General features: G+C 27.1%; 28 protein-coding genes. 1 reads left to right on the top strand and 27 read right to left on the bottom strand.

Annotation, left to right across the window (positions count from 1 at the left end; translation table 11 throughout):
- Window positions 1–26 precede the first annotated feature (26 nt).
- On the bottom strand, window positions 27–1,286 hold the full coding sequence (locus ACJJVY_RS01390) for an oligosaccharide flippase family protein (RefSeq protein ID WP_405604375.1): 1,260 nt from the start codon (window positions 1,284–1,286) through the stop codon (window positions 27–29).
- Window positions 1,287–1,516: 230 nt separating this feature from the next.
- On the opposite strand from ACJJVY_RS01390, the gene ACJJVY_RS01385 reads away from it, so the two are divergent.
- On the top strand, window positions 1,517–3,586 hold the full coding sequence (locus ACJJVY_RS01385; protein ID WP_405604373.1) for a tetratricopeptide repeat protein: 2,070 nt from the start codon (window positions 1,517–1,519) through the stop codon (window positions 3,584–3,586).
- 74 nt (window positions 3,587–3,660) lie between these two features.
- Here ACJJVY_RS01385 and ACJJVY_RS01380 read toward each other — a convergent pair whose 3' ends face one another.
- The 26 genes from ACJJVY_RS01380 to ACJJVY_RS01255 form a co-directional block, all read right to left on the bottom strand.
- Complete coding sequence (locus tag ACJJVY_RS01380) at window positions 3,661–3,939, bottom strand: hypothetical protein (protein ID WP_405604371.1); 279 nt, start codon at window positions 3,937–3,939, stop codon at window positions 3,661–3,663.
- Window positions 3,940–4,290: 351 nt separating this feature from the next.
- Window positions 4,291–4,569, bottom strand: coding sequence for a hypothetical protein (locus ACJJVY_RS01375; RefSeq protein WP_405604369.1), 279 nt, complete (start codon window positions 4,567–4,569; stop codon window positions 4,291–4,293).
- A 297-nt stretch (window positions 4,570–4,866) separates the two neighbouring features.
- Entirely contained in the window at window positions 4,867–5,136 is a 270-nt protein-coding gene (locus ACJJVY_RS01370; protein ID WP_405604367.1) for a hypothetical protein, read from the bottom strand.
- A gap of 210 nt (window positions 5,137–5,346) precedes the next feature.
- Entirely contained in the window at window positions 5,347–5,613 is a 267-nt protein-coding gene (locus ACJJVY_RS01365; protein ID WP_405604365.1) for a hypothetical protein, read from the bottom strand.
- 115 nt (window positions 5,614–5,728) lie between these two features.
- The gene (locus ACJJVY_RS01360) at window positions 5,729–6,439 is read right to left on the bottom strand and encodes a LytR/AlgR family response regulator transcription factor (RefSeq protein ID WP_405604363.1); all 711 of its coding nucleotides are present in this window, start codon (window positions 6,437–6,439) and stop codon (window positions 5,729–5,731) included.
- Between the two features lie 5 nt (window positions 6,440–6,444).
- Complete coding sequence (locus ACJJVY_RS01355; protein ID WP_405604361.1) at window positions 6,445–6,762, bottom strand: Hpt domain-containing protein; 318 nt, start codon at window positions 6,760–6,762, stop codon at window positions 6,445–6,447.
- Window positions 6,744–7,811, bottom strand: a complete 1,068-nt coding sequence (locus ACJJVY_RS01350; protein ID WP_405604359.1) for an ATP-binding protein — start codon at window positions 7,809–7,811, stop codon at window positions 6,744–6,746. The genes ACJJVY_RS01355 and ACJJVY_RS01350 overlap by 19 nt, the downstream gene beginning before the upstream one ends.
- Entirely contained in the window at window positions 7,811–8,944 is a 1,134-nt protein-coding gene (locus tag ACJJVY_RS01345) for an FIST signal transduction protein (protein WP_405604357.1), read from the bottom strand. Before ACJJVY_RS01345 ends, ACJJVY_RS01350 begins: the two co-directional genes overlap by 1 nt.
- Window positions 8,945–8,951: 7 nt before the next feature.
- Window positions 8,952–11,297, bottom strand: a complete 2,346-nt coding sequence (locus tag ACJJVY_RS01340) for a PAS domain S-box protein (protein WP_405604355.1) — start codon at window positions 11,295–11,297, stop codon at window positions 8,952–8,954.
- On the bottom strand, window positions 11,297–11,836 hold the full coding sequence (locus ACJJVY_RS01335; protein ID WP_405604353.1) for a heme NO-binding domain-containing protein: 540 nt from the start codon (window positions 11,834–11,836) through the stop codon (window positions 11,297–11,299). The genes ACJJVY_RS01340 and ACJJVY_RS01335 overlap by 1 nt, the downstream gene beginning before the upstream one ends.
- A 20-nt stretch (window positions 11,837–11,856) precedes the next feature.
- Window positions 11,857–12,270 (bottom strand): response regulator, encoded by a 414-nt coding sequence (locus tag ACJJVY_RS01330; RefSeq protein ID WP_405604351.1) that lies wholly within the window; start codon window positions 12,268–12,270, stop codon window positions 11,857–11,859.
- 148 nt (window positions 12,271–12,418) lie between these two features.
- Window positions 12,419–12,889, bottom strand: a complete 471-nt coding sequence (locus ACJJVY_RS01325) for a DUF6495 family protein (protein ID WP_405604349.1) — start codon at window positions 12,887–12,889, stop codon at window positions 12,419–12,421.
- Window positions 12,890–12,955: 66 nt separating this feature from the next.
- Window positions 12,956–16,108, bottom strand: coding sequence for a carboxypeptidase regulatory-like domain-containing protein (locus ACJJVY_RS01320; protein WP_405604347.1), 3,153 nt, complete (start codon window positions 16,106–16,108; stop codon window positions 12,956–12,958).
- 99 nt (window positions 16,109–16,207) lie between these two features.
- Window positions 16,208–16,654 (bottom strand): 50S ribosomal protein L9, encoded by a 447-nt coding sequence (rplI, locus tag ACJJVY_RS01315; RefSeq protein WP_405604345.1) that lies wholly within the window; start codon window positions 16,652–16,654, stop codon window positions 16,208–16,210.
- 15 nt (window positions 16,655–16,669) lie between these two features.
- Window positions 16,670–16,966 (bottom strand): 30S ribosomal protein S18, encoded by a 297-nt coding sequence (gene rpsR, locus ACJJVY_RS01310; protein WP_237589689.1) that lies wholly within the window; start codon window positions 16,964–16,966, stop codon window positions 16,670–16,672.
- Between the two features lie 3 nt (window positions 16,967–16,969).
- On the bottom strand, window positions 16,970–17,311 hold the full coding sequence (gene rpsF, locus ACJJVY_RS01305) for a 30S ribosomal protein S6 (protein ID WP_405604343.1): 342 nt from the start codon (window positions 17,309–17,311) through the stop codon (window positions 16,970–16,972).
- 212 nt (window positions 17,312–17,523) lie between these two features.
- Window positions 17,524–18,606 carry an alanine dehydrogenase gene (gene ald / locus ACJJVY_RS01300; RefSeq protein ID WP_405604341.1) on the bottom strand — a complete coding sequence of 361 codons (1,083 nt, stop codon included), beginning with the start codon at window positions 18,604–18,606 and terminating at the stop codon, window positions 17,524–17,526.
- Between the two features lie 215 nt (window positions 18,607–18,821).
- Entirely contained in the window at window positions 18,822–19,937 is a 1,116-nt protein-coding gene (locus tag ACJJVY_RS01295) for a hypothetical protein (RefSeq protein WP_405604339.1), read from the bottom strand.
- Between the two features lie 54 nt (window positions 19,938–19,991).
- Entirely contained in the window at window positions 19,992–20,795 is an 804-nt protein-coding gene (locus ACJJVY_RS01290) for a hypothetical protein (protein WP_405604337.1), read from the bottom strand.
- Window positions 20,782–21,342 (bottom strand): RNA polymerase sigma factor, encoded by a 561-nt coding sequence (locus ACJJVY_RS01285; RefSeq protein ID WP_405604335.1) that lies wholly within the window; start codon window positions 21,340–21,342, stop codon window positions 20,782–20,784. The genes ACJJVY_RS01290 and ACJJVY_RS01285 overlap by 14 nt, the downstream gene beginning before the upstream one ends.
- Window positions 21,343–21,607: 265 nt before the next feature.
- Window positions 21,608–22,297 (bottom strand): GTP cyclohydrolase I FolE, encoded by a 690-nt coding sequence (gene folE, locus ACJJVY_RS01280; protein ID WP_405604333.1) that lies wholly within the window; start codon window positions 22,295–22,297, stop codon window positions 21,608–21,610.
- An 87-nt stretch (window positions 22,298–22,384) separates the two neighbouring features.
- Complete coding sequence (gene hisS / locus ACJJVY_RS01275) at window positions 22,385–23,752, bottom strand: histidine--tRNA ligase (RefSeq protein WP_405604331.1); 1,368 nt, start codon at window positions 23,750–23,752, stop codon at window positions 22,385–22,387.
- Window positions 23,753–23,857: 105 nt separating this feature from the next.
- Window positions 23,858–24,802 (bottom strand): YihY/virulence factor BrkB family protein, encoded by a 945-nt coding sequence (locus ACJJVY_RS01270; RefSeq protein WP_405604329.1) that lies wholly within the window; start codon window positions 24,800–24,802, stop codon window positions 23,858–23,860.
- A gap of 187 nt (window positions 24,803–24,989) precedes the next feature.
- A complete protein-coding gene (locus ACJJVY_RS01265) occupies window positions 24,990–25,076 on the bottom strand; it encodes a hypothetical protein (RefSeq protein WP_405611537.1) in 87 nt (28 codons plus the stop codon).
- A 125-nt stretch (window positions 25,077–25,201) separates the two neighbouring features.
- Complete coding sequence (locus ACJJVY_RS01260; RefSeq protein WP_405604327.1) at window positions 25,202–25,774, bottom strand: pentapeptide repeat-containing protein; 573 nt, start codon at window positions 25,772–25,774, stop codon at window positions 25,202–25,204.
- Between the two features lie 8 nt (window positions 25,775–25,782).
- Window positions 25,783–26,166 carry a copper resistance protein NlpE gene (locus ACJJVY_RS01255; RefSeq protein ID WP_405604325.1) on the bottom strand — a complete coding sequence of 128 codons (384 nt, stop codon included), beginning with the start codon at window positions 26,164–26,166 and terminating at the stop codon, window positions 25,783–25,785.
- Between the last annotated feature and the right edge of the window lie 5 nt (window positions 26,167–26,171).

Genomic DNA, 26,171 nt, shown 5'->3' with positions numbered 1-26,171 from the left:
GATTGTTAATTTTAAGTTTTACTTTATTAAGCTTTATTTTTTATTGTTGATTTTGAATTTTTAAAAAAGAAAAAACTCAATTGTACAATTAATAACATAACCATTGCTATAATTTGTACATGAACAACTTGTTCTAATGAGTTATGAAAAACCACAACTAATACTATTTGCAACATTCCAAAAATACCAGAAAGAACAACCGGAATGTATTTATCTAAAGATAAATAATAATAAGCAAAGATATTTGAGATAGCAAAAATACCTGTTGCGGTAGCATACTTCCATAATAAAGAGGATACTGATAAATAATCGCTACCAAATAGTATTTTTATAATTGCATCCGGAAAAAGAAAACAACTAACTACAATTGTTGCTGCAATAAGACCAATATATGCTACATATTTTAAAAGAATAGGTAATGTATCTTTACCATCTTTTTTTAATTGAACTACTTTAGGTAATAATAGCATTACAAACATCCAAGCAATAAAATAAACAACTCTACCTATTAATGCTAATGAAGCATACAATCCTGCTTCATAAGACTCAAAATAATGTTTAACTAATAATATATCACTATTATTTATAATAATTTGTGTCAATTCATAAAACGCAGTGATTATAAAAAAGTTCTTTACTAGTTTCTTATTATCTTCTTCTAATTTAAAGGGATTAAATAGAGATAAATTGTCTCTTTTAAAAGGTATTAATCCAAAAATAAAAGAACAAAAAATACCAATTGCAATAATTAAAGAAGAGTCTATATCTAAAAGATATAATAATAAAAATGTTAATAACAAACGACTAATCATTTCTGATTGATATGTTATTGACAATGATTTTAGTTCCTGTTTTCCTTGAAAAACACCTCTATTTACACTCATTAAAAAATAAAACGGCACTCCTAAACCAAAAATAAGAAACATTGTGGAAGATGTTGTTTTAAAGAAATGCTGTAATTGATAAGAAAAAACAATAATTAAAACACCTAAAAAAACACCTGTAAATAAAGCATTTTTATATATTTTAGAAACAAAACCACTAAAAATAGAATCTTCAAATAAAACTGAAAATTTAGCTGTTACTAGCTGAAACGTCATAGCAACAAAAGAAAGCACTAACAAAAACGTAATTAATATTGCAGCATCAGCAAATTTTTCTGGTCCTAAAACTCTTCCTAAAATCAGGTTGTATAGATAATTACCTCCGTTGACTAAAAGAACACTTAACATAAATAATTGTTCTGGTTTAATACTATTTTTTACAAATCGAATAATTGAGGGCATCTTATTTCTTAATTTTGTTTAGGCTATTTACACGTGTTTAATTTAGTTATAAATTTTTAAAAATTGAGGCTCTAAATTATTAAATGTTAAAATTTACAAAAACTTTTAATAACTAGAAACAAATATCAGACAGTGTTGTTAAAAATAACTTTAATTATCGTTGAAAAACAGCATTATATAGTTAAGTGATAAAATACTAATGCTTAACTTGCAATTAAAAGCAATTCCCTATGAAAGTACTATATTCTACTCTTTTTTTCTTTCTTTTTTTCAGTTTCCAAATTTCTGGACAAAATATGAAAGAAGGTTTTACATATTTAGAAACAGGTAAATATGCAAAAGCAGAAGTTTTTTTTAATAAAATATTAAAAGAATACCCTACCAATAAAACTGCCAGACTTTGTTACGGTAGAGCTGTTGGTTTAAATGGAAGTTCAGAAAAAGCTGTTGCAATTTTCACAAACTTATTAAAAGATTTTCCAAATGATTTTGAAGTAAAGCTAAATTATGCAGAATCTTTACTATGGAGTGAAAATTATCCGGCAGCAAAAAAATATTACCAGAAGTTACTAAAAGAAAATAATAAAAGTTTTGCTGCTTTGTTAGGCTATGCAAATACTTTATCTAACTTAAAGGAATACGATGATGCTTTAATTAATGTTGATAAAGCTTTAGCTGTACTTCCTGGAAATCCAAATGCCCTAGTTTCAAAAAAGTATATGAGGTTAGGTTTAACTAATGCTAGAGTACAGACTAGAGAATACGATGTAGCAGAAGAACTATTAAAAGAAAATTTAAAGACTTTTAATAATGATAAAGAAACATTATTAAACCTTGCCAATCTTTATTTAATATCTAATCAAGTAGAAAAAGCTAAAAATACCTACAAAACTATTGGAGAAAACCCTGATAACAAACTAATTTCTTTAAATGGAATCTCTTTAGCGTATCATTTAGATAGTAATGATAAAACTGCTTTAGCTTTCAGTGAAAAAGCTTTGAAAAACATTGATCAAAATACTACTGAAACTTTAAAAAATCAAACAATAGAACGTAATATTCAAGCTTTAATCTGGAATAAAAAATATACAGAAGCAGAGACTAAAATTAATGAATTATTAAATGATAGTGAAGATCCAGAAAATTGGATGTTATCTTTAAGAGCAACACTTAATATCTATAAAAGTGATTTCAAAAAAAGTTTGAGTGACTATAATTTAATATTAAAAAAAGATAGTGCTTCTTTTGATGGTAATTTAGGGAAAGCTAATGCATTAAAAGCTTCTGGTTATTATAATGATGCTTATAAAAGTGCAGAAAATACATTAAACTTTTATGACAATCAGAAAGATGCTTCTAATTTTATAAAGCAATTAGATTTAAGTTTTACTCCAAATATAGAAACAAATGCATCTTACTCTTATGATAATGGAGATAATGAAGCATACTCTTATACAGCAAACTCAGAAATTCCGTTTTCTACAAAATTTAAAGTATTAGCTAATTATAATCACCGAACTACATCCAATAGTATTACAGATTTAAAAGCTACTACAAACAATCTATTATTAGGTGTTTCTTATCAATTATTAAACAACTTAACTTTAAAAAGTACTTTTGGTGTTACTTCTTCTAATTCTGATGAGAACAAATACAATCAATTTATAACAGATATTTCATTAAATATTAAACCTTTTAAGCTTCAAAATTTAGAAGTGGGTTATAAGAGAGATATTCAAAGCTTTAATGCAGCCTTATTAAATGAAGAAATTGTACAAAATAATCTTATTTTAAATTATAGTCTAAATACTAATTTTAATCTAGGTTGGTTTACACAATACTATTATACTTTTCAAAGTGATGATAACGCTAGAAACCTTTTATTTACCTCGTTATATTATAATATCTTAAGTAAACCTTCTTTAAAAGGTGGTTTAAATTATCAAAATATTTCGTTTAAACTTCAAGTTCCAGAAACATACTTTAGCCCTAGTAAATTTAATGCAGCAGAAATATTTATAGATCTTATAAAGGATGAAAATGCAGCTAAAAATAAGGAATGGTTCTATGGTTTAACAGCAGCAACTGGTTTTCAATATATAGAAGATGAAGAGAAACAAAGTACTTATAGAATACAAGGAAAAATTGGATATAGATTCTCTGAAAGAAGTATCATAAATATATATGGCCTACAGAGTAATATAGCATCTGCAGTTGCCTCTGGTTTTACTTACACAGAATTTGGTTTACGTTTTAAATGGATCTTTTTAGACAAACCTTTATATAAAAATATAAGGTAAAAGATTTCTCTTTTACCTTATATATAAACGCTATTAAAAACTAATTATTGGATAATTACTAACCAAACTTATTATTAACAATACATTATTTTAGAGCGTCTAGAAAGGAGCTTTTTGTAAACATTATAAGCTACTGTCGAAAAAAATTCAATTTTATTTTCTTCCATTTGAAATGATTCATTTTCTACAGATTGAATCTCTAAATTTAACAATGGATAATTTTCTGTTGAAGAATCTAATTTAACTTCAGAATTTACTACTTCAATTTTGTTATCTTCTACTGTACTATTAACCGTTTGTGCATTAATAGTTGTTGAAATTGTGATTATTAAAAGAAGTAATATTTTTTTCATGATATTAGATTTATACTTCAAAGATAGTTTTGAAATCTAAAAAAATATCCCCTTTTTCGTTCTGTACACTTTAACTGTAGATGAAGTGTTTCTAATCTTTAGATAAAGCATTTAAAGAAAAACATTAATCGTTATAAAAAAACTTTGATTAAAGAGATATATCGTTGAACAGCTATTTTAAAGACCTTACTGTTTAAATAATATCTTTCTATTATACCTAATGATTAAGCTTTAAATAGTTTAATTAGACAAACCTTTATATAAAAAAATAAGGTAAAAGATTTCTCCTTTACCTTATATATAAACGCTATTAAAAACTAGTTATTAAGTAATTCCTAACAAAACTTATTATTAACAATACATTATTTTAGAACGTCTAGAAAGGAGCTTTTTGTAAACATTATAAGCTACTGTCGAAAAAATTTCAATTTTATTTTCTTCCATTTTAAATGATTCATTTTCTGAAGATTGAATATCTAAATTTAATAATGGATAATTTTCTATTGAAGAATCTAATTTAACTTCAGAATTTACTACTTCAATTTTGTTATCTTCTACTATACTATTAACCGTTTGTGCATTAATAGTTGTTGAAATTGTGATTATTAAAAGAAGTAATATTTTTTTCATGATATTAGATTTATACTTCAAAGATAGTTTTGAAATCGAAAAAAATATACCCTTTTTCGTTCTGTACACTTTAACTGTAGATGAAGTGTTTCTAATCTTTAGATAAAGCTTTTAAAGAAAAACATTAATTGTTATAAAAAAACTTTGATTAAAAAAATATTGCCAAATAAAATTAATAATACTGTTAACCAAATTCTGGTTTTAATATTTAGAAGTTTATAAAAAAAAACATAAGGTAAAAGATTTCTCTTTTACCTTATGTTTTAAATTTTATTTAAAGACTAATATATCGTATAATTAACAATACATAATTTTTCTTCGTTTAGAAAGTATTTTTTTATATACACTATAAGCTATTATTTCTGTTTTGTTTTCTTCTAAATATAAAATGTTATCCTCATCAAATAACAAATCTAATGTAGGAAAATTTTCTATAAAAGATTCTGAACTTACATCTGAATCTGAATTTAATACCTCTATTTTACTTTCTTTTTCTGAATTAATGCTAGTTTGTGCATTTATTGTTGTAGAAATTATAATTGTAAAAAGAAATAATAGTTTTTTCATGTAGTTGAGTTTGCATGGCAAAAATAGACATCAAATAGAGAAAATATTATAAATATTAGATGAAAAACAAATAAGTATCGACGAATTGCATAAAAACTTAGATAAAGCTCTTAAACTAAAAATAATTCAGATAAGAATACAACGTAAAGTACAATTAAAATTTATAAAATATTACTTTTTTATATTTGTTAACATTTTAAATACTTAATATTAACAATACATAATCTTACGACGTTTAGAAAGTAACTTCTTATAGATATTATAAACTAATGCTTCAGAAAATTCTATTTTATTAACTTCTACTAGTAGTTCTTTATTTATTTCAGTTTTATCTTCAGTAATTATTAAAGTAGAAGACTTTAAAGAAAATTCTAAATTTACTTCTTCAATTTTTTTATCTTCTAAAGAAGTAGAAAATGTTTGTGCATTTATAGTTGTAGAAATTATAATAGTTAGAAGAAGTATTACTTTTTTCATATTGTTAGATTTATACTTCAAAAGTACACATCAGATAGAAAAAAGTATATCGTTTTTCGTTTTAGAGACATTTACTGTAGATGAAATGCCTATATTTTACAGATAAAGTCTCTTGTTAAAGTAAATCTAAACGTTTCATTAACATAGGTCTTTTAGATCTACTAACAGGAATTACATCTTTCTTTATTAGAACGCTATTATCTTCAATATCGATAATCTTTTTAATATTAATAATATAAGAACGATGTATTTTTAAAAATAAAGAATCTGGTAATTTTTCTTCAACTTTTTTAAGTGTAGAATGAACTATATAGTCTTTATCTTCAGTTTTTATTTTGATATAATCTCCTTTAGCTTCCACTAAGTAAATACTAGGAACATCAATTTTTATTAACCTACGATCTATATTTACATAAAAATCGTTTTCAATATCTTTGTTTGTAGATTTCTTCTCTGGTAGGGTTTCTTTAGAAACTTCTTTCTTCTCTGCTCTTTCAATAGCCACTTTAAAACGTGATAACTCTATTGGTTTTAATAAATAATCTACAATAAAATCATATTCGAAAGCTTCTAGAGCAAATTTAGGGTCTGATGTAGTAAAAATTATTTTAGGTGGTGATTTTAATGCTTTAATAAAGTCTACACCTGTAAAACCAGGCATATGAATATCTAAAAATATTAAATCTACTTTAACATCTATTAAATATTTTATAGCATCAATGGCATTAGAAAACTCCTCTAATATATTTAAGGATTCTATTTGATTACAAAGGGTTTTAATAATAACCCTAGCCATTTTTTCATCGTCAATAATAATACAATTCATAAAACTTATATAGTTTCTATATAGTCTGAAATTGCTTTTAAAATTTTTTCAAAATCTTCTAGCCCTTCTAAACTTAGTTCTCGAAGATTATGTTCAAACTCATTAGCTATTCCATAGCTCTTTTCGAGGCCTAAAATACTAATTTTATGTTTAATTTTATGGACATTTTCTTCAATTTTTTTAAATTCTCTATTTTTTAAAAAATTATAGTAGTCTTCCTTCTCTCCAGGGAATTCAGTTTTTATAACATTTACTAATTCATTTTTAATAGATTCATCACCACCTGCTAATTGGTTTATGTAATCTAGGTTAGGTTTTTCCATTTTATTTTTTTTATGCTAAAATAAAAAGTTGTTTCCACATTTGGTATAGATTCTAAATAAATTTCTCCTTTATATAGGGTAACTATTTTTTTTACAATGGATAAACCAATTCCTGATGATAAATAATCATCTTCTAACTTCTGAAAAGCTACAAAAATTTTATCAAAATATCTCTCTTTTATTCCCTTACCGTTATCTTTTATATAAAACTTCCAAAAATCAGCTTCTTCTTTAAATCCAATTTCAATAGTAATTTCTTTTTTATCATTAAATTTAATTGCATTATCAATTAAATGTGAAAATAATTTTTTAAACCTAAATTTATCTCCTCTTACTATTGGTAATTTTTCATCAATTTTAAAAGAAACATTATCTATTTTATCTAAATTAGTTATAATTTCATCTTTTACTATTGCATCTATATCTACATCACATAAATCACCAAAATTACTTCCTATTTTAGAGTACTCTAATATACCTTTAACAAGTATATCCATTCTTTCTACATTTTCTCTAATGAGCTCTAATTTTTCATTACCGCTTTCATCTATAAGGTCTAAATAATCTTCTTGTAACCAAGTAGTTAAAGCTTCCACACTTTGTAAAGGAGATCTTAAATCATGAGAGAACATGTGTGTGTAATCTTTTAATTCTTCATTCTGACGCTCTAAATTCTTTAAAAGTCTATCTTTCTGTTGATTTATACGTATAATTTCTTTTGTCTGATTATCAATAAAATCTACTAATTTTAAAGAATCTGAACTTTCTATTGGACGATCTTCTTTTAAATCATAAATCTGTAACCTATCAATAACACTCTCTAATTTTAAAATTACTTTTTTCTGAGATTCTGTTTCTTTTTTTAATTGTTCATTTGCTTTATAAAGCTCATCAGAACTAATTGCTGTTGCTCTTTGTAGCATTATAAATTGCTCTTCTGATGTTGTATAAGAGCTATCTATTGCCTCAAAAAAATCGTCTAAACGACCATCAGATTGTAAATCTTCTGGTATAAACTTTCTTATTTGTCTTTGTAAAAGAGAATTCATTATTCGCTAATTAATGTAATTGTCATAGTTTGATTATGCAATTGACAGTTATTTTCCCCTATAAAAGGAGCTATTTCCCCATAAGAATATAAACCAGTAATTGTTGTTGAGTTTCCTATAACTTCCATTACTTCTTCTACTTCTTCTTCTACCCTTTGGTCTAAAACCAATTTTCTACCAATACAACTAACCAAAATGGCTAATTCTGGTTCTTTTTTTCTAAACTCAGAAGCATTGATAGCTGCCTTTTCTGCTGCATTTACAATGTTATCTACATTAGTCATCATCAATTGAACACTAGAATCTTCAAAAATATCACCAGCCAATATCATAGAATTCTCCTCTTCATCAATATTTATTATGGTTCTAACAATAGAGTTATTATCTTCTTTAGATTTAACATTTAATGGATATAATAAAGCTGCTCCTGGTAATTCTTTAGATTTCTCTCCTAAATATTTCTTATATAGATCTAATGCTGGTAAATTGTCTAATTCATATAATATATTTCCTTTAGATTTAGTTACAATTCTTTCTGGTCCAAAAGGTGTCCAACCTCCATTAATAGAAAAAGTAACTTCTAGAGATTCTCCGTATAAACCGATTGCAATTATTTCTCCCGATTTAGGGTTTTCATTATAAGAAGCTATTGTTTTTTCAAATCTTGCAGCATCAGCACATAAAGCTCCTGTTATAAGTAAATTATCTTGTGTTGCTGCATTCATACCTTTAGTCAGTTGGCTACCGTTTATAAAACTTCCTTCAGAAATTATAAATACATGCTTCAACCCTTCTTGAGGTAATTGACTAATTATTTTTTTGCCTACAGCAAAACTATCTACATCTGCATCTAAAACATTTGTCGTTTTTATTATAAAATTACTTTTTTCTAATTCGATTGCGGTTATAGTAATACTTTCATCATCTACTGACTGAGAAGTTATATCCCCTGATGTTGAACCGAATACAATATGTCCATCATTAAAAATAGATTTAACTTCTTTAAAAATGTTTTTATCTTCTAATAAAAATCTATTACCAAAAACAAGAACTAAAGGTTCTTTTAGCTTAATATCTTCTGATAGATATTGCCAATCAGAATTTTTATTTCTTTTTAATTGTACTGTTCTCATTTCTATTTTAATTCTTTTTTAAGGTAAAGTAAAATGTAGTGCCTACATTTGGTTCACTCTCTAACCAAATTTTACCACCATATAAATCAATAATTTTTTTGATTATAGATAATCCAATTCCTGTAGAATCTTCTCTCTTATTTAACGAATGGAATACCTTAAAAATTTTATCAAAATACTTTTTTTCGATTCCTATACCATTATCTTTAATATAAAATTGATGATGTTCTTCTGTTTCTGTAGAGCCAACTTCTATAACACCCACTTCTTTGTCACAAAATTTAATAGCATTACTCATAAAATTTTGAAACACTTGTTGCAGTTTTGTTTTATCACCAAGAACAACAGGTAAAGTATTTTTAATATTTATAGAAATATTACTCGGTATATATAAGAAATTTTTTAATTCTTCTACTAATCCATTTAAATCTACATCAACAAATTCTGTTTCACCTGCACCTATACTAGAATACTCTAAAACGTTAGAAATTAATGTTTCCATAGTTTCTAATGTAGATCCTATTAGCTCGAAGTTTTGATTAGTCATATCATCAAATTTTTCTTGGTTATCTGTTTTAATCCAAGATATTAAAGCTTCGATGCTTCTTAAAGGAGATTTTAAATCATGAGAAACTATGTGTGCATATTCGTATAATTCTTCATTTTTTTCCTTTAATTCTTTTAAAATTATTTCTTTTTGCTCTTGTAATTTTTTGATTTCTGTAATATCATAAATAATTACAATTGTACCTATAATATCACCTACCAAATTAAAATTAGAAGCCGCACTAAGCATCCAATATTTAGTATTTCCTTTTTTATCTTTAACTTTTATTTCAAAAGAACCAGGATTACCATTAAGTCTTTTTTCTCTTTCCTTTAATAGTTTCTCTTTTTCTGAACCTTCTGTAAAAAAATCTGCACCAACTTTACCGGTTAGTTCACTTTCTTCATAACCAGATATTCTACTAAAACTTTGATTAATCATCAAAATTTCTCCATCATTATTCAATTCAATTAGCCCAATATTCATATTGGCAATTATGCTACCATATTTTGTTTTTTGTGCTTCTAAACTGATTTTATAATTTTTTTCTAATGTAATGTCATTAAACTTCCATAAATAACCTTTAACATTATTATCTACCATTACAGGTGTGTAGCTTCTGCTTAAAGTCTTACCGTCTATCATTTCTAATTCTTCATTAAAAACGGCTTCTTTATTTGCAACTATTTCATCCATCCTTTGTACAAAAGTAGATGCACTTTTAAACAGCAGTTTATTTTGTTCTGCTGCCAACCTACAATCCATACCAATTAAATCATTCGGATTGGCATCTACATTTAACAATTCACAAAACTTTGTATTAGATAAAACTATTTTTCTATTTTCATCCTCTAAAACAATACCACTATTTAAGTTTAGCACAAGTGCAGATAATCTGTTCTCAGACTCTATAAGTTTTTCTTTATCTAAAATTTCTTTGTGGATATCTTCTATAGTAGCTAAATGGTATTTGATAACATTATTTTTATCTTTTACAGCAGTTACAGTAGTTTTTGCCCACAATATTTCTCCATTTTTTTTCAGATATCTTTTCTCTAAATTAAAAGTATTTATTTCTCCTGTATTAAGTTTTTCTGATAAATGTATTGATTTTTCTACATCATCTGGATGCGTTAAACTATTAACTTTGATATGTGCAAAATCTTCTGCATTATACCCCAACATAGACATTAAAGAGTTATTAACTAATAAAACTCCATTTTCACTAACTTTTGATAAAGTAATACCAATTGGAGAATTATTAATAATAATACTTAATTGGTTTTTTTGTTCTTCTAACAGCTCTTTCATTGTTACCCATTCTGTAATATCTCTTATAATACCTTGTGCAGCAATGGGCTTATTTTCTTTATCGTAAATAATTGAAGAGTTAACCTCTATCCATTTTAAATTATTATTGTTATCTACAATTCTAGCAGTATAATCCTTAAAAAAACCTTTTTCATAAAGATCTTTAAAAGCATTTGCTGTATATTCTATATCTTCTTTATAAACGAGTTCAGAAACATTAAACTCTCCATCTTTAATATCAAAACCAAATAACTCAATAGCAACATCATTCATTTTTAAAACATTACCAAATAGATCCATAACTAAATATGCATCATTAATGTTTTTAAAAACACTGTTTAAAGTATTTGTTTTTTCTTCTAAATGTTCTTTTAACTGTTTAGATATAGAATACAATTCTCTTGATTTATTCTCTAGAATTCTTTCTGCAGCTTTTCTTGCAGCTCTTTCACGTTTTAGAGCTCGTTGTAGTATTTCTATCTGTTCTTGGCTCATTAGTTTTTATTCACAATAAACTTAACTTCTGTACCATCTTCTTTAATTTTTTCTAAAACAATAGAAGCCGAACTATTAAAATGTTCAAAAGTTTTGTTCATTAAACCTAAACCAAAATGATGCATTGCTCTACTAGACTTATAAATCATTACTAAAGAAGTTTCTGTTTTTTCTTCAATAATAAAAGTAGGTAACTCTGCGTCTGGATAAATTTTTTGTACCTCTATATGAATATGATCTTCTATAGATGATAACATTTCTATTGGGTCTTTATAAGTAGCTAAAAGACCTGGATAACTAGTTTCTATAACAGAAAAGAAGTGCTCTGCATAAACCAAAAGTAAATCGTCTGTAGAAATACCTGTGTTATCACTTAAATTTGTTACTAATTGCAACATTTCTGAAAAACTATAGGTACCAATTGAAGTATAAATGCCTTCTGATTCTAATTGTGATTGAGAAATAATTTTATCAACCATTTCTAATCCAAATTTATCTTCTACTAAATCTAAAAATTCTGTAAAAACAATACCTTTCATTTTTCTTTTTTTTATTTCATTTATAACTGCTTTAATTCATTTGTAGACCAATAAGTTAAGACAGCTTCAATTTTTTTAACGTAATCATCGTATTTTAATGGCTTTAAAATATAACCAGAAATACCAATTTTATAACATTCAAATAAATCTTTTTGATTATCTGATGTTGTTAAAATAACAGTAGGTATATGCTTAAAATCATCTGTACTTTTTAGAATATTTAAGAACTCTATACCACTCATTTTTGGCATATTTAAATCCAATAAAATTAAATCAGGAAAATTGCTTTTATCCTCTAATACTTCTAAAGCTTCTTCTCCGTTTTTAGCCTCTTGTATTGAATGTTCTAATTTTAATAATGAAATAGTTCTTTTCATTTTCATTATCTCAATTAAATTATCTTCAATTAACAAAATTTTCAATTTTCTATCCATCTTATCAGATTTTATCTTGGGAGCAAATGTAATTTTTTTTTAAAAAGTTGTTTTAGTGTTATTGACCACCTTGTTTAAAGTATAGTTAAAATACAATAAAGCATAGACGGTTTGTAAAAAAAGGTTATTTTAATAAAGATAGCTCTTTTTAAGCTCCTATTAATTTACTAAAATATTCGAATATCTCTCCCTTAGATATTGTGCTTCCTTTTTCTATTAAATCAAAAATTTCTGTATTTCTTTCTAAATTATATTCCTTAGATCCTTTAAAAATTTCTACAGAATTGTCCATTGGGTTTTTCATTAGCCACTCAAAACCTTTTTGTTCTAATAAATTGATGTCCCAATTTACCTTGATTGCAATTCTAAAAATTGCACTTTCCTCAAATTTAAACAAATTAACTGAAGATTTCGAAAAATGTTCTACATATTTTGTTTTAGTTAAAACATCATCCCAAACAACATCAGAAAAAACATTCATCTCATCCTCTGCAACTTGTGGTTTATCTTTTTTAATTTGATTCCACTCTTTTACATCAATACTTTGTGTGGCTAAAAATTGTGCAAACTCTTCATGTAAGTTTTCAAATTGTTCTTTGGTTAGTTGTCTGTATTTCATAAAATATAGGTATAAAAAAACCGCTCAAAAAATTGAGCGGTTCAAATATCTAATTTTTAAAATGATTTAGAAAATATAACGTAAACCAATTTGTGCTTGCCAACGAGACCTTAAATCTGAAACTGGTGTAAATGTTTCTTCTAAGTCTGTATCAAAAGTATACGTTGGTGTATTAGTTTCATCAACGGTTACAGATAATGGTTGTAAATCTCTAGGCTCTTGTACAACTCCCCAATCTGAATTTAATAAGTTACCAATGTTTAAAACATCTAAACTAATTTGAACTGTATGTTCTTTATTTTCTGAAACTTTAAAGTTAATATCTTGTAACACTTTAAAATCCCAACGAGATCTCCATGGAGATAAAGCTCCATAACGCTCTACATATTCTCCTCTTCTATCATTTAAATAATCATCTTGATTAATATATGCTTCAAAAGCTTCTGCTTGCCCTGTTCCTGTAAATTGCATTTGATTTAATTCTGATGCTGTTGGCACATATAATAAATCATTATTTTGAAAAGAAGAATCTCCATTTATATTACCAGCATAAGTATAGTTAAATCTTCCTCCTCTTGCATATTCAAAGAAAGTAGAAAAAGTTGTTGGAGAGTTCTCTCCGAAAAAATTAAACTTTTTAGAGGCTACCCCAATAAATCTATGTGTATCTCCATATTTAGAATATGATAACACATCTTGGTTTGCATCTCCTAAATTTGGATTAAAATCAAATGCATCTCCTGTAATTTCTGCTTCAATTGAATTTACGTCTTTAGCGTTTAAATAATTGTATGCAACACTTGCATAAAGTCCATCATCAAAAGATTTCTGTAGTTTTAAAGAAGCATTCCATACTCTACCTTTATCAGAATTTGTAAATACATAAGCATTATTACCTTTATCTGAATCTAAATAAGTTGATCTATCATCTCCTGGCGCATTTAAAGTTCCTGAAGGGTTTCTTAATCCCCAATTTTGAACATGAGCTCCATTAATATCTTTTGTATAAGAAATATCTGTAGTTGCAATTATTCCATTATCAAATCGATGATCTACACCAATGTTAGTTCTCCAAACTTGTGGCCATTTAAAATCAGGATCAACAGCTTGATAAAAGAAAAAATCTAAACCTTGTACTTGATTACCCAACCATACAAAAGGAAAACGTCCGGTAAAAATACCACTTCCTCCTCTAACCTGTGTTGTTCCGTCTCCATTAGCATCCCAATTAAAACCAAATCTTGGTGAGAATAAGAAACTATTATCTGGTAACTGTCTAGAATCTATTGTAGTTGTTTCATTAGTATTTGGATTATAATACTCTATACTTGGATCAAAAGTAAATGGCTTTCTAGCAATATTTTCATCAATTTTATCTTGAGTATCAAAATACAAAGGCTTATCAAAACGAATTCCGTAAGTCAATTTAAAATTATCATTTACATTCCACTCATCTTGTACATAGAGTGCAAACTGACCAACATTTGTTTCTGCTAATGCCCAACCATCTCCTGTAGGTAAAGCATTATTTGTATTAAAAAGAGATTCTGCATTTGCTATTGCATCTGCAAGAAAACCATTATTTACAGCAGTCTCAAAATCTGCAATACTAGCATAAGATCCAAAAGCACCGATGTATCCTCTATCATCTCCATAACCATAAGCACCTAAGTTAAATGAGTTATCAAACTGAAACTTTTCAAAAGATACACCTGCAGTTATCGTGTGGTTTTCTAATAAAAAGTTGGTATTATTTGTTATTTGAAATACTTTTTGATCTAATTTGTTATTGATAGAAAATGGTTCATGACCTGTTATTATATAATTACTTCCGCTTCCGTCTTGAATTGTAATTGCAGGAATTGGAGTTGATAAAGGTGTTCTATAATCATCAAAATGAGTATAACCTGCCTGAAATTTATTTGTGATTTTCTCTGAAAAAGTAGAATTTAATTCTAATTGAAAAGAGTTTATGTTATTATTAATTTCATAACCTGAATTTTCGAACTGTAAAGTCTGAAAGTTTGGACCTCTAGTTCCTAATGCTGTTGGGTGAGCAGGGTTTTCTTTAGAAGCATTTAAAAAGTTATAAATTAAAGACAATCTATGATCTTGATTTATATTTAAATCTAATTTAAAAATACCTTTAGAAGATTTAGAACCATAATTAAAACCTTGGTATCTACCAGTATCATAACCTAAACTAGAAAGTGCGTTTTGTACGGTTATTAAATCTGACTCTAAAACACTAGACTCATTAATAGAAAGTGTTCCATCATTATTATTAGGTATCCAACCTCCTGTACCTAAATCAGTTCTATCATCTTTCTCGTAATTAGCAAAGAAAAATAATTTATTTTTGATAATAGGCCCACCAATACTAAAACCAAATTGCTTTTGACTTAAATCCGGTTTTATAACATCTTCTCCCTTAATTTTACCACCTGTTAAATCTTCGTTTCTAAAGAATCCATAAACCGTTCCTTTAAATTCGTTTGTTCCACTTTTTGTAACTGCATTTACAGAAGCACCTGTAAAACCCGATTGAGTAACATCATAAGGTGCAATAGAAACAGAAATTTGTTCAATTGCATCTAAAGATATTGGTTGAGCTCCTGTTTGACCACCAGGTGTTGGAGAATCTAAACCAAAAGGATTGTTAAAGATTGCACCGTCTAAAGAGAAGTTATTAAACTGATCATTTCTACCTCCAAAAGAATTTCCACTAGCAGAAGGTTCTAATCTAGTAAAATCTGATGCTGCCCTAGAGATTGTTGGCAAGGTTTTTAATTGTACTGCAGAAACACTTGTTTGTGCACCTGTTCTATCGCTATTGAAAGTTGAGTTTTTAGATGATGAAATTACTATTTCTTCTAAAGATTCTCCTTCTTCAGATAACGTACCGTTAACATTAAACGTTTTACCTAGAGATAAATAAACATCATTTATTTCTTGAGATTTAAAACCCAAGTAACTAAATGTAATTTTATAAGGACCACCAACTCTTAAATTTAAAACAGTAAACCTACCGTTTTCTTGAGCTGTTGTACCTGTTAAAGTACCTGTAGGAGTGTGTAAAACAGAAATAGTTGCACCAAACAAAGGTTCTCCTGCAACATCTGTTACAATTCCTTTAATTTTTGAAGTTGTAACCTGTGCATTTACAGAGGTTAAAACCAAAAACAAGAATGATAATAATAAAAGTAATTTTCTTTTCATTTTTTTCGATTTTGAATTAACAAAATCAAAAATAGAGTAAAAAAAAACATCTACTATAAAAGTAGATGTTCTTTTTTTAACAATTAGTTAACAAATATATTACTCAGCAATAACCTCAAAAGTAATATCTGCTACTACAGCTCTGTGTAATCTTACAGATGCTTCGTATTTTCCTAATCTTTTTACAGAACCACCAACAACTTTAATAAATTTCTTGTCTAATTCTGTACCTGCTTTTGCAAGTGCTGCAGCTAAATCTATATTGTTAACAGAACCAAATAATTTGTCTCCTGAACCAGTTTTAGATGCAATCTTAATTTCATATCCTTTAATTGTTTCTGCAATTGCATTTGCATCTTCAATTAATTTAGCTTCTTTGTAAGCTCTTTGTTTTAAATTCTCTGCTAATACTTTCTTTGCAGAAGAAGTAGCTAAAATCGCTTGTCCTGTAGGGATTAAGAAGTTTCTACCATATCCGTTTTTAACGTCTACGATATCATCAGCAAATCCTAAATTTTCTACGTCTTGTCTTAATATCAGTTCCATGTCTCTACTTCTTTATTATTTTAACATATCTCCAACGTAAGGCATTAACGCTAAATGACGCGCTCTTTTAATTGCTTGCGCAACTTTACGTTGATATTTTAATGAAGTTCCTGTTAAACGTCTTGGTAAAATTTTACCTTGCTCATTTACTAAATACATTAAGAAGTCTGCATCTTTATAATCGATATATTTAATACCCTTCTTCTTAAATCTACAGTATTTTGCTTCTTTTTTAGTGTCTATATCTAATGGCGTTAAATATCTAACGTCAGCAGATTTACCGCCTTTTGCTTGTTGTTCTATTGATGCCATTTCTTATTTTTTTGTAGATTTAACACGTTCAGTTCTAACTTTTGCCCAAGCAGCAGCATGTTTGTCTAATCTTACAGAAAGGTAACGCATAACGCTATCATCTCTTCTAAACTCTAACTCAAATGCAGAAATTTCTTCTCCAGCTACTTTGTACTCTAACAAGTGGTAAAATCCACTTTTTTTCTTTTGAATTGGATAAGCTAATTTTTTTAAGCCCCAATCTTCTTTAGAAATCATTTCGGCACCTTTAGAAACCAAATAGTCCTCAAACTTTTGTACTGTTTCCTTTATCTGAGTATCAGATAAAACGGGATTCAAAATGAAAACAGTTTCGTAATGATTCATAATAAAATATTTATTGTTTATTTTTAAGGGTGCAAATATACATACTTTTTTGTATAAAATAGCATCTTTTTTACTTTATCCTTTTTAATGAAAAAAATATCTATTTTACTAATATACAATTCAATAACATTTAAGTTTTGTGAAGTCAAAAAAAATGAGTGAAATCAAAAAAATCAATTTCACTCAAATTAACATCAAAAATATTTTTAACCTTACTCGAAAAGACCTTCTAATTCTTTGTAAACAATTTCTCCTTTTACAATATTTAATCCTTTTGCTAAGCTTTCATCCATTTCGCAAGCTTTTTCATACCCAAAATTCGCTAATTTTAAAATGTAACTAAGTGTAACATTTGTAAGCGCAATAGTTGATGTATAAGGCACTGCACCTGGCATATTAGCAACACAATAATGTACAACATCATCTATAATATATGTAGGATCTTGATGAGTTGTAGCTTTTGTAGTTTCAAAACATCCACCTTGGTCTACAGCAACGTCAACAATAACAGTACCTGGTCTCATGTCTTTTAACATGTCTTTGGTAATCAATTTTGGTGCTTTACCTCCTTTTACTAAAACTCCACCAACAATTAAATCGTGTGTTTTAATTAATTGCCTAATACTATATTCGCTAGAAAAAGCAGTAGTAACATGGTTTGGTAACACATCGTTTACATAACGTAAACGTTTCATATTAATGTCCATAATAGTAACATGAGCACCCAAACCTGCTGCCATTTTAGCTGCTTGTACACCAACAACTCCAGCTCCTAAAATTAGTACTTTACCTGGTTTAACCCCCGGAACACCTCCTAATAAAATTCCACGTCCTTTAATTGGTTTTTCTAAATACTTGGCTCCTTGTTGAATTGCCATTCTACCCGCAACTTCAGACATTGGTGTTAATAACGGTAAAGTTCCTTCAGAATCTTCTACAGTTTCATAAGCAATACAAATTGATTTACTTTTAATCATTGCTTTTGTAAGTGGCTCACTAGAAGCAAAATGAAAATAGGTGAAAACGATTTGATTTTCTTTTATCAAAGGATATTCTTCTTCGATTGGCTCTTTTACTTTTACAATCATTTCACTCTGATTGTATACATCTTCGATTGTTGGTAAAATAGTTGCACCTACTTTAATGTAATCTGCATCAAAAAAACCACTACCCTCACCTGCAGTAGATTGAATAAAAACTGTGTGCTTGTTTTTTGTTAGAGCAAAAACGCCAGCAGGTGTCATACCTACTCTACTTTCGTTGTTTTTGATTTCTTTAGGAATTCCGATTTTCATTGTACTTAATTGAGTTATTAAGCACGTAAATTTAAAAGCTTTTTTTTAGGATTAAAGATTTTAATTTAACGATTTTAATTTTTGTGAATAACTTAAAAATCATTTTAAAAAAAGACATAATTCTTAAGTTTACTTAGTCTTTTTAATTAATAAACAATATATAATCATAAAAAATTGACGGTTAATACTCTAACATAATTTTAATTTGATAATTTTTAGTCTAAATCTAAGCGAATTCCTAAAGAAATGTTTCTAGTTTCTGTATTCTTAAATAACGAGTTTAAATCATACTTAACATAAAAACTCGTAGATCTGTATCCTAAATAGGTACTAATACCATAATTAACTGTATTCATATTAAAATTATCAAATTGTACCTCTTCTACATTTACACCATCTACATCTTTATATTCTAAATATTGTCTTGTACCTAATTTGAAACCTACAAAACCACCAACTCCTAAACGTAAAGATCTATTGGTTCTGTCTGAAACATAACCGTCTGAATATACTCTGTTCTTAGATAAATCCCACTCTAAATGTACCGGAAAATTCATTTGAACATGACGCAATCTACTTTCTGATAATGGATTTGAAAATGTTTCTATTTCTGTAATATTTCCGCTTTTAACATGGATTCTATTATCTTCTAAACGTAAATTATTCCAAAGAAAAGACAATCCATATTTTAGGTAAAATTGAGATGGTTTGTCACTTACACGTGTTTTCCAAGTCCAACCAAGTTCATAAAAATGAGATTTCCAAAACTTATATTCAGAATTATTTAAAGAGTTTAATTTGTTATTATTTAAAACATTATTTACTCCTATTGCAAATACAAACTGAGAAGTTGTTTTTCTATTTCTTCGTACTTTTCGGTCTCTTTCTGTTCTTCTATTGTCATTTCCATCCTCAACATCTTCACCATCTTTTCCGTCAAAATCAAAACGAAATGTTGTATTACCAATTGTAAACACGTTATGATCATCATCAAACTCTCCTTCTTCTGAACTTGCAATCTTTCCATTTGTTTTATCCTGTACTAGTAATTGTAATAAACGCTCTTGTTCACTAACCAACGTTTCTATTCTTCTTGCATGATAAGCTGCAACTTCCTTTTTTAAAACTGTAGATGTTTCTGTAGTAATTTCTCCTTTTTCAAGTTTTCTATCAATATCTATTACTTTTTCTTTTAAAGAATCTTTCTGTTGTTTTGTAATAATTTCTATTCTTTTAGAAATTTTAATCACTTCTTTTTCAAACGTTTTTTTTTCTTGAGATAAGGTAATAGTTGTACTAAACAACACTAAAATTAGTAGTATTCTTTTCATTTTTAACATTTTAAAATTTTATTATTCTTGTTTTTTAGAAACGATTTTTAATATTTAATCATTTCTACTTGCGATGGCAGTAGCAATATCAGACACTTTTATTTTTAATGTTTTTATAAAGTTATTCTGAAAATCTTCATCATTTATTGTGCGTTCTACTTCTGCTAAAATAGTATTCGGATTTATTTTAAAATTCGATTTTTTGAGCTCACTTTTAATCGTTCTTAAAACATCTTCTCTATTTACATTATATTTAGCATAATAGGCTTTTACTTCTGTTGGGGTATGTGTTACAGCATACAATAAATCATCACTATTTATTTTTATACTGCTGTTTGGGTTTTGCTGTAAGGCTTCTTTATTTAATTTTGTTTGATTATCTAATGATGATTCTATATTTAATTCTTTTTCATCAACTTTTGCAATAATAATTTCTTCCTCTTTTTTTACAATATTTATTTTTTCTTTCGGATTGATATTTATTTCTTTTAATGATATAATACTCGGTTTTATAATTTTGCCAGTTTCTATTTCATCATTTTTAACAAACGCTTTTTCAACCGGAACCTCATTAATAAATTGATCTAATTTTTTATTAATTGTAACTGTATCAATTACTTTTTCTACAATAATTTCTGATGGTTTAACTTCTACATCATTATTAAAAACCATAAAGCTTACATTAATTAAAAGTAAAATACTTGCTGCTACTGCTATATAAAAAAACCAACCTTTTTTCTTTTGTTTAGGTTGCTCGTCTAATTTTACAGACAAACGCTCCCAAGCAGAAGCTGAAGGCTGAAAAGTTCTTTTTTCTAACTTTTCTTTTATATTTTTATCTATATTATTTGTCTTCATTAATAACCTTATTCATTTTAATATAATTCTGTTGCAATAATTTACGTGCTTTAAATAATTGCGATTTTGATGTACTTTCTGAAATACCTAATTGCATTGCTATTTCTGAATGTTTATAGCCTTCTATAGCAAATAAATTAAACACCACTTTGTAACCTTCGGGTAAATGATCGATCAATGTTTGAATATCTTCTACACTAGTATTTTCTAAACTTTCTGTAGCAGCATCGTTAAAAACAAAATCTTCATCAGATAAATCTACTAAGTTCTTTTTTCGTAAATAAGATATGCACGTATTTACCATAATTCTACGAATCCAACCTTCAAAACTACCTTCGTGTTTAAACTTATGTAAGTTGGTAAAAACTTTTAAAAAACCTTGTAATAATAAATCTTCTGCATGATGTAAATCTTTTACATATTGCCTACAAACCCCTAACATTTTAGGAGAAAACTGCTCAAACAATTGTTGTTGTGCTTCTCTATTGTTATCAATCGCTTTTTTTATGAGCGATTTTTCTTTGTTATGCAATTTTATAATTTTCAAGCCTCTTGGTTCTGTTTTTACTGCCTTACAAATATATAGACTACAGAAGTTTTAAAAAGGTTGCTTTGGATAAAAAAAAATAAAATTTAATTTAATTTTAAAAAGAAACACAACATTAAACTACTACTTATCAAGCATATAAAATAATTATAAATTTAAAAATTTATTCATAAAAAAACTCATCAGAATCTATTAATAGATTCTGATGAGTTTTTTTACTATTCTTTTAAAAGAATTTTGTTTTATCTAAACCACAATAAGTGTTTTATTCGAAACTTGTTTTCATTTTTAAGTAATCTAAAAACTCTCTTTTTGTTTCTTTTTCTTTGAATTTACCACCAAACTCAGCAGTTACAGTTGAGCTTTCTATGTCTTTTACTCCTCTAGAGTTTACACATAAATGCTTTGCATCTATAACACAAGCAACATCTTCTACACCTAAAGCTTCTTGCATTGCTTGTACAATTTGCATTGTTAAACGCTCTTGTACTTGCGGTCTTTTAGAAAAATACTCTACAATTCTATTCATTTTGGAAAGTCCGATTACCTTTCCGCCAGAAATATAAGCAACATGTGCTCTACCAACAATTGGTAATAAATGATGCTCGCAAGTAGAGTAAACCACAATGTTTCTTTCTACCAACATTTCACCATAATTGTAATTATTATCAAACGTAGAAGCTTTTGGCATATTTTTAGGATCTAATCCCATAAATAATTCATTTACAAAAGATTTTGCTACTCTTTTAGGAGTTCCTTGTAAACTATCATCGGTTAAATCCATTCCTAAAGTTTCTAAAATATCTTTTACACTTTCTTGGATTCTGTAAATTTTTTCTTCATCAGAAATATCAAAAGCATCGTCTCTTAATGGTGTTGTTGCTGATGTACCAATATGGTTTTCTCCTATTTCGTCAATTCTTTCGTCATTCATTTTGCTGCTTAATTCAAACATTTCAATCTTATTTAAGGGTGCAAATTTACGTGTTTGCAACGTATTATTTTAATTTACTAATCAATAAAAACTATAAATATATAGTTTTTATACTTTTAACTTGTTTACTAAGTCTAATAATACACAATCTATTTGCTCACCAGAAGTCATATTTTTTAATGTAAAAACATCATTTTCTACTTTAGAAACTACAAATTCTATGGCTCTATTAGTTACATATTTCCATTGTCGTTTCTGCGCCTTATTACTTTCAGCTAAATCTGGATAAAATTCTGATTTGATATTATTTTCTCTTAAAGTTTTAACAGCTTTCATTTTAAGAACATCTGTATTTACATCAAAATTTAAGAAAATAACTTTTGGTTTTGGTAGTTCTACTGTTTTAAACAAGCCTAATTCTTCTAAAACCAAATAAATTCTGTCCAATCCAAAAGAAATTCCAACTCCAGAAACATCTTTTAAACCAAAAATCCCTGTTAAATCATCATATCTACCACCACCTCCAATAGAACCCATTTTTACGGTTTTTGGTGCTGCAACTTCAAAAATTGCGCCTGTATAATAATTTAATCCTCTTGCTAAAGTAACATCTACCTCTAAAGTAGCCGATTCTAAACCTAATTCTTCTACCGCATTTATTACAAAGCGTAGCTCTTCTACTCCGTTTGTTCCTTCTTTAGAAGTAGATAACATTTGTTCTAAAGAGACTAATTTATCTAAATTAGAACCTGTAAAATCAAACAAAGGTTGTACTTTTTCTATAGCTTCTTCTGTAATCCCTTTAGATAGCATTTCTTTTACAACACCTTCTTTACCAATTTTATCTAACTTATCTAAAGCTACAGTAAAATCGATTAATTTATCTGATGCCCCAATAACTTCTGCAATACCCGATAATATTTTTCTGTTATTAATTTTAACCGTTGTATCTGCTAAACCTAATTTATTAAAAACAGTATCGTATAATTGAATAAATTCTACTTCTTGCCAAAGTGATTTACTACCAACAACATCTGCATCACATTGAAAAAACTCTCTAAAACGTCCTTTCTGTGGTCTATCTGCTCTCCAAACTGGCTGAACTTGATATCTTTTAAAAGGGAAAGTAATATCATTTTGGTGTTGTACAACGTAACGTGCAAAAGGCACTGTAAGGTCATATCTTAATGCTTTTTCTGAAATTTGAGAAGTTACTTTTGTACTCTCTTTTTCTGATAATAATTTTTGATCTGCCTTCTTTAAAAAATCACCAGAATTTAAAATCTTAAAAATCAAACGATCCCCTTCTTCACCATATTTACCCATTAATGTAGATGAGTTTTCAAAACTTGGTGTTTCAATTGGTGCAAAACCAAATGTTTCAAAAGCAGACTTAATAGTATTTATTATATACGTTCTGTTTGCTACTTCTGTTGGCGAAAAATCTCTTGTTCCTTTTGGGATGCTTGGTTTCATATAAATCAATTATCAATGTTCAGTTATCATTTATCAAAAATCTGAATACCGATAATTGTTAAAATGATAATTACTTTTTTGCGAGTGCAAATATCGTGAAAAAAGTTATATTTTTTTAGGTGTTATAAAAGTTTTATTTCTTCTTCTTAAAGAGTAAATAGAAGCATTTAATTCAAATCCTAACAATAAAATAATTGCGTTTAACCAAATAAATAACATTAAGATTAAAAGTGTACCAATAGAGCCATAAAGTTCGTTGTATTGGGCAAATTCATTTACATAATAACCAAATAGATAGAATGTTAAAATAGATAAAATTGTGGTAAAAACTGCACCTGGCGAAAAGAAACGAGAGTGTTTACCTTCTTTAACTCCGTAATGATATAACATAGACACTGTTAAAAATATCATGGTTAAAAATATGAGTCCTCTACCTAATTGTAACCAAATTAAATTACCTTCTAACCATCCCATAGAAACTAAGTTTTTTAAAAAAAGTTCAAAAAAGATAATTAAAACAACTGTTACTAAAAGAAAAGATACTATTACAATAGAAACTAGCATAGCTATAAAATAGCCTCTAAAAACGTTTCTAACTACTTTTACATGATAAGAATGTTCAAAACCTCCAAAAATGGCATTTACTCCATTTGTCATTAAAAAAATAGAACCTACAAAACCAAAAGAAAGTAAACCACCGTATTGATTTTTAATAATATCTACCAAAACAGAGTCTACAGCCTCAAATGTTTTTGGCGGTAAAACATCTGCAATAATAGATAATAAACCTTCTTGAGCTCCATCAATTGGTAAAAAAGGAATTAATGTTAATACAAATAATAAAAAAGGAAAAATAGACATAAAAAAACTATAGGCAATACCACCTGCTCTTGTAGTTAAAGCTCCTTTAATAATACCAATAAAATACATTTCTAAAATATCATATAAAGACATACCTTCCAAGCCTGGAATCTTAATGTTTTTTCCAAGCTTTACCAAAAGGTTTACAATTGGTATTTTATCTAGTTTGTCTTCTATTTCTTTTGTCATTAATTAAAGTTACAGAGTTAGAATTAATTTTAAAATCACAAAGTTAAATCACTTTACACTTAAAACTCAATTATGTTTTAATTTTATACTTTTTATGAAACTTATTAGCATTCTTTCTATTTCTCTTGAAAATTTATATAATTTATTAAATTCTTCTTTTTAATATACTCTAAATTAAAAGCAATTTCTAATTGTATTTGTAATTCAAAAAGTGATCACATAGATAATCTTTAACTCCTTCTCTTCCGTAACCTTCATAAATATTACTTGATATAGAAACGGCATATCTTCTTAATTGAGAAGTTAACCCAAATATTTCTTCTTAATTATGTAAAAATAGGCTGCAAAGTTTTCCTTTGCTACTTTGTTATTAAAATACATTAAACCTCTAAACTTTAATCACTCAACTACAATTTTATAAACTGATAGTAAACCCTCTACATTTTCTTTACTAAACTTTGCTCTTTTTAAACTATTTTCTTCTGGGTTAATATTAAAATTAAAAGCAGTTCTAAAATCAGAATTTTCTAAATTAGTTCTATCAAAAACCGTTAATTTTAAATCACAATTATTAAAAACAGCATTTGTTAAATTTGTTTCTGTAAAATCTGCTTCTTGTAAATTACAATTTTTAAATACTGTTTTTTGTATCTTAAGTTGATAAAATGATGAGAAATTTAATTGACAATCTTTAAAACTAAACTGTAATAAAAAAGGATCGCATTCATTAAATTTTACTCCAATCATTTTACAATTGATAAAATTTACATCTTTAAAAGCAGTATTATCTACAATAGCATTACTAAAATTACAATCTACAAATTCGCATTCTATAAACTGAATATTTGAAGCATGAATATTCTCTAAATTACAGTTAGAAAAAATGCAATTATCATATTCTCCTTTTTTGATTTTCGTCTTTGTAAAATCAATTCTAGTGAATGTTTCATTATCAAAATAATCGTCTATCATTTAAAAAACTATTCTTGTTTAATTAATTTATAGTTTAACTCACTTTCAATTTTATTTCCATCAATATCTAATAATTCTATATAATCATCACCTATTTGATATTTAAAAGGCGATTTTTTTACGTTTAAAATTAGTTGTTCATTTTCTACAGAATATTTACCCGTTTTTCTAAATATCTTTCCATTACCTTTTCCTCTATAGATTGTTTCTAACACAAAAGTTTTATCTACTTTTAAAGTCATTTTATTATCTATTCCTATACAATCACCACAAGGAAGCTCCCCCTCATAAACCCCAACAACATCTTTGTAAGCATCAGATTTACAAGCAAAAAAAATGAATAAAACAATTACAGGTATTGTAACTTTTAATTTTTTTTTTATTTTTTTCATCCTTA

Origin of the sequence: Polaribacter sp. Asnod1-A03 (assembly GCF_045063585.1) — a bacterium.
Taxonomy (GTDB): domain Bacteria; phylum Bacteroidota; class Bacteroidia; order Flavobacteriales; family Flavobacteriaceae; genus Polaribacter.
Note: the sequence above shows the minus strand (reverse complement) of the source record. Positions and strands in the feature narration are given on the sequence as shown.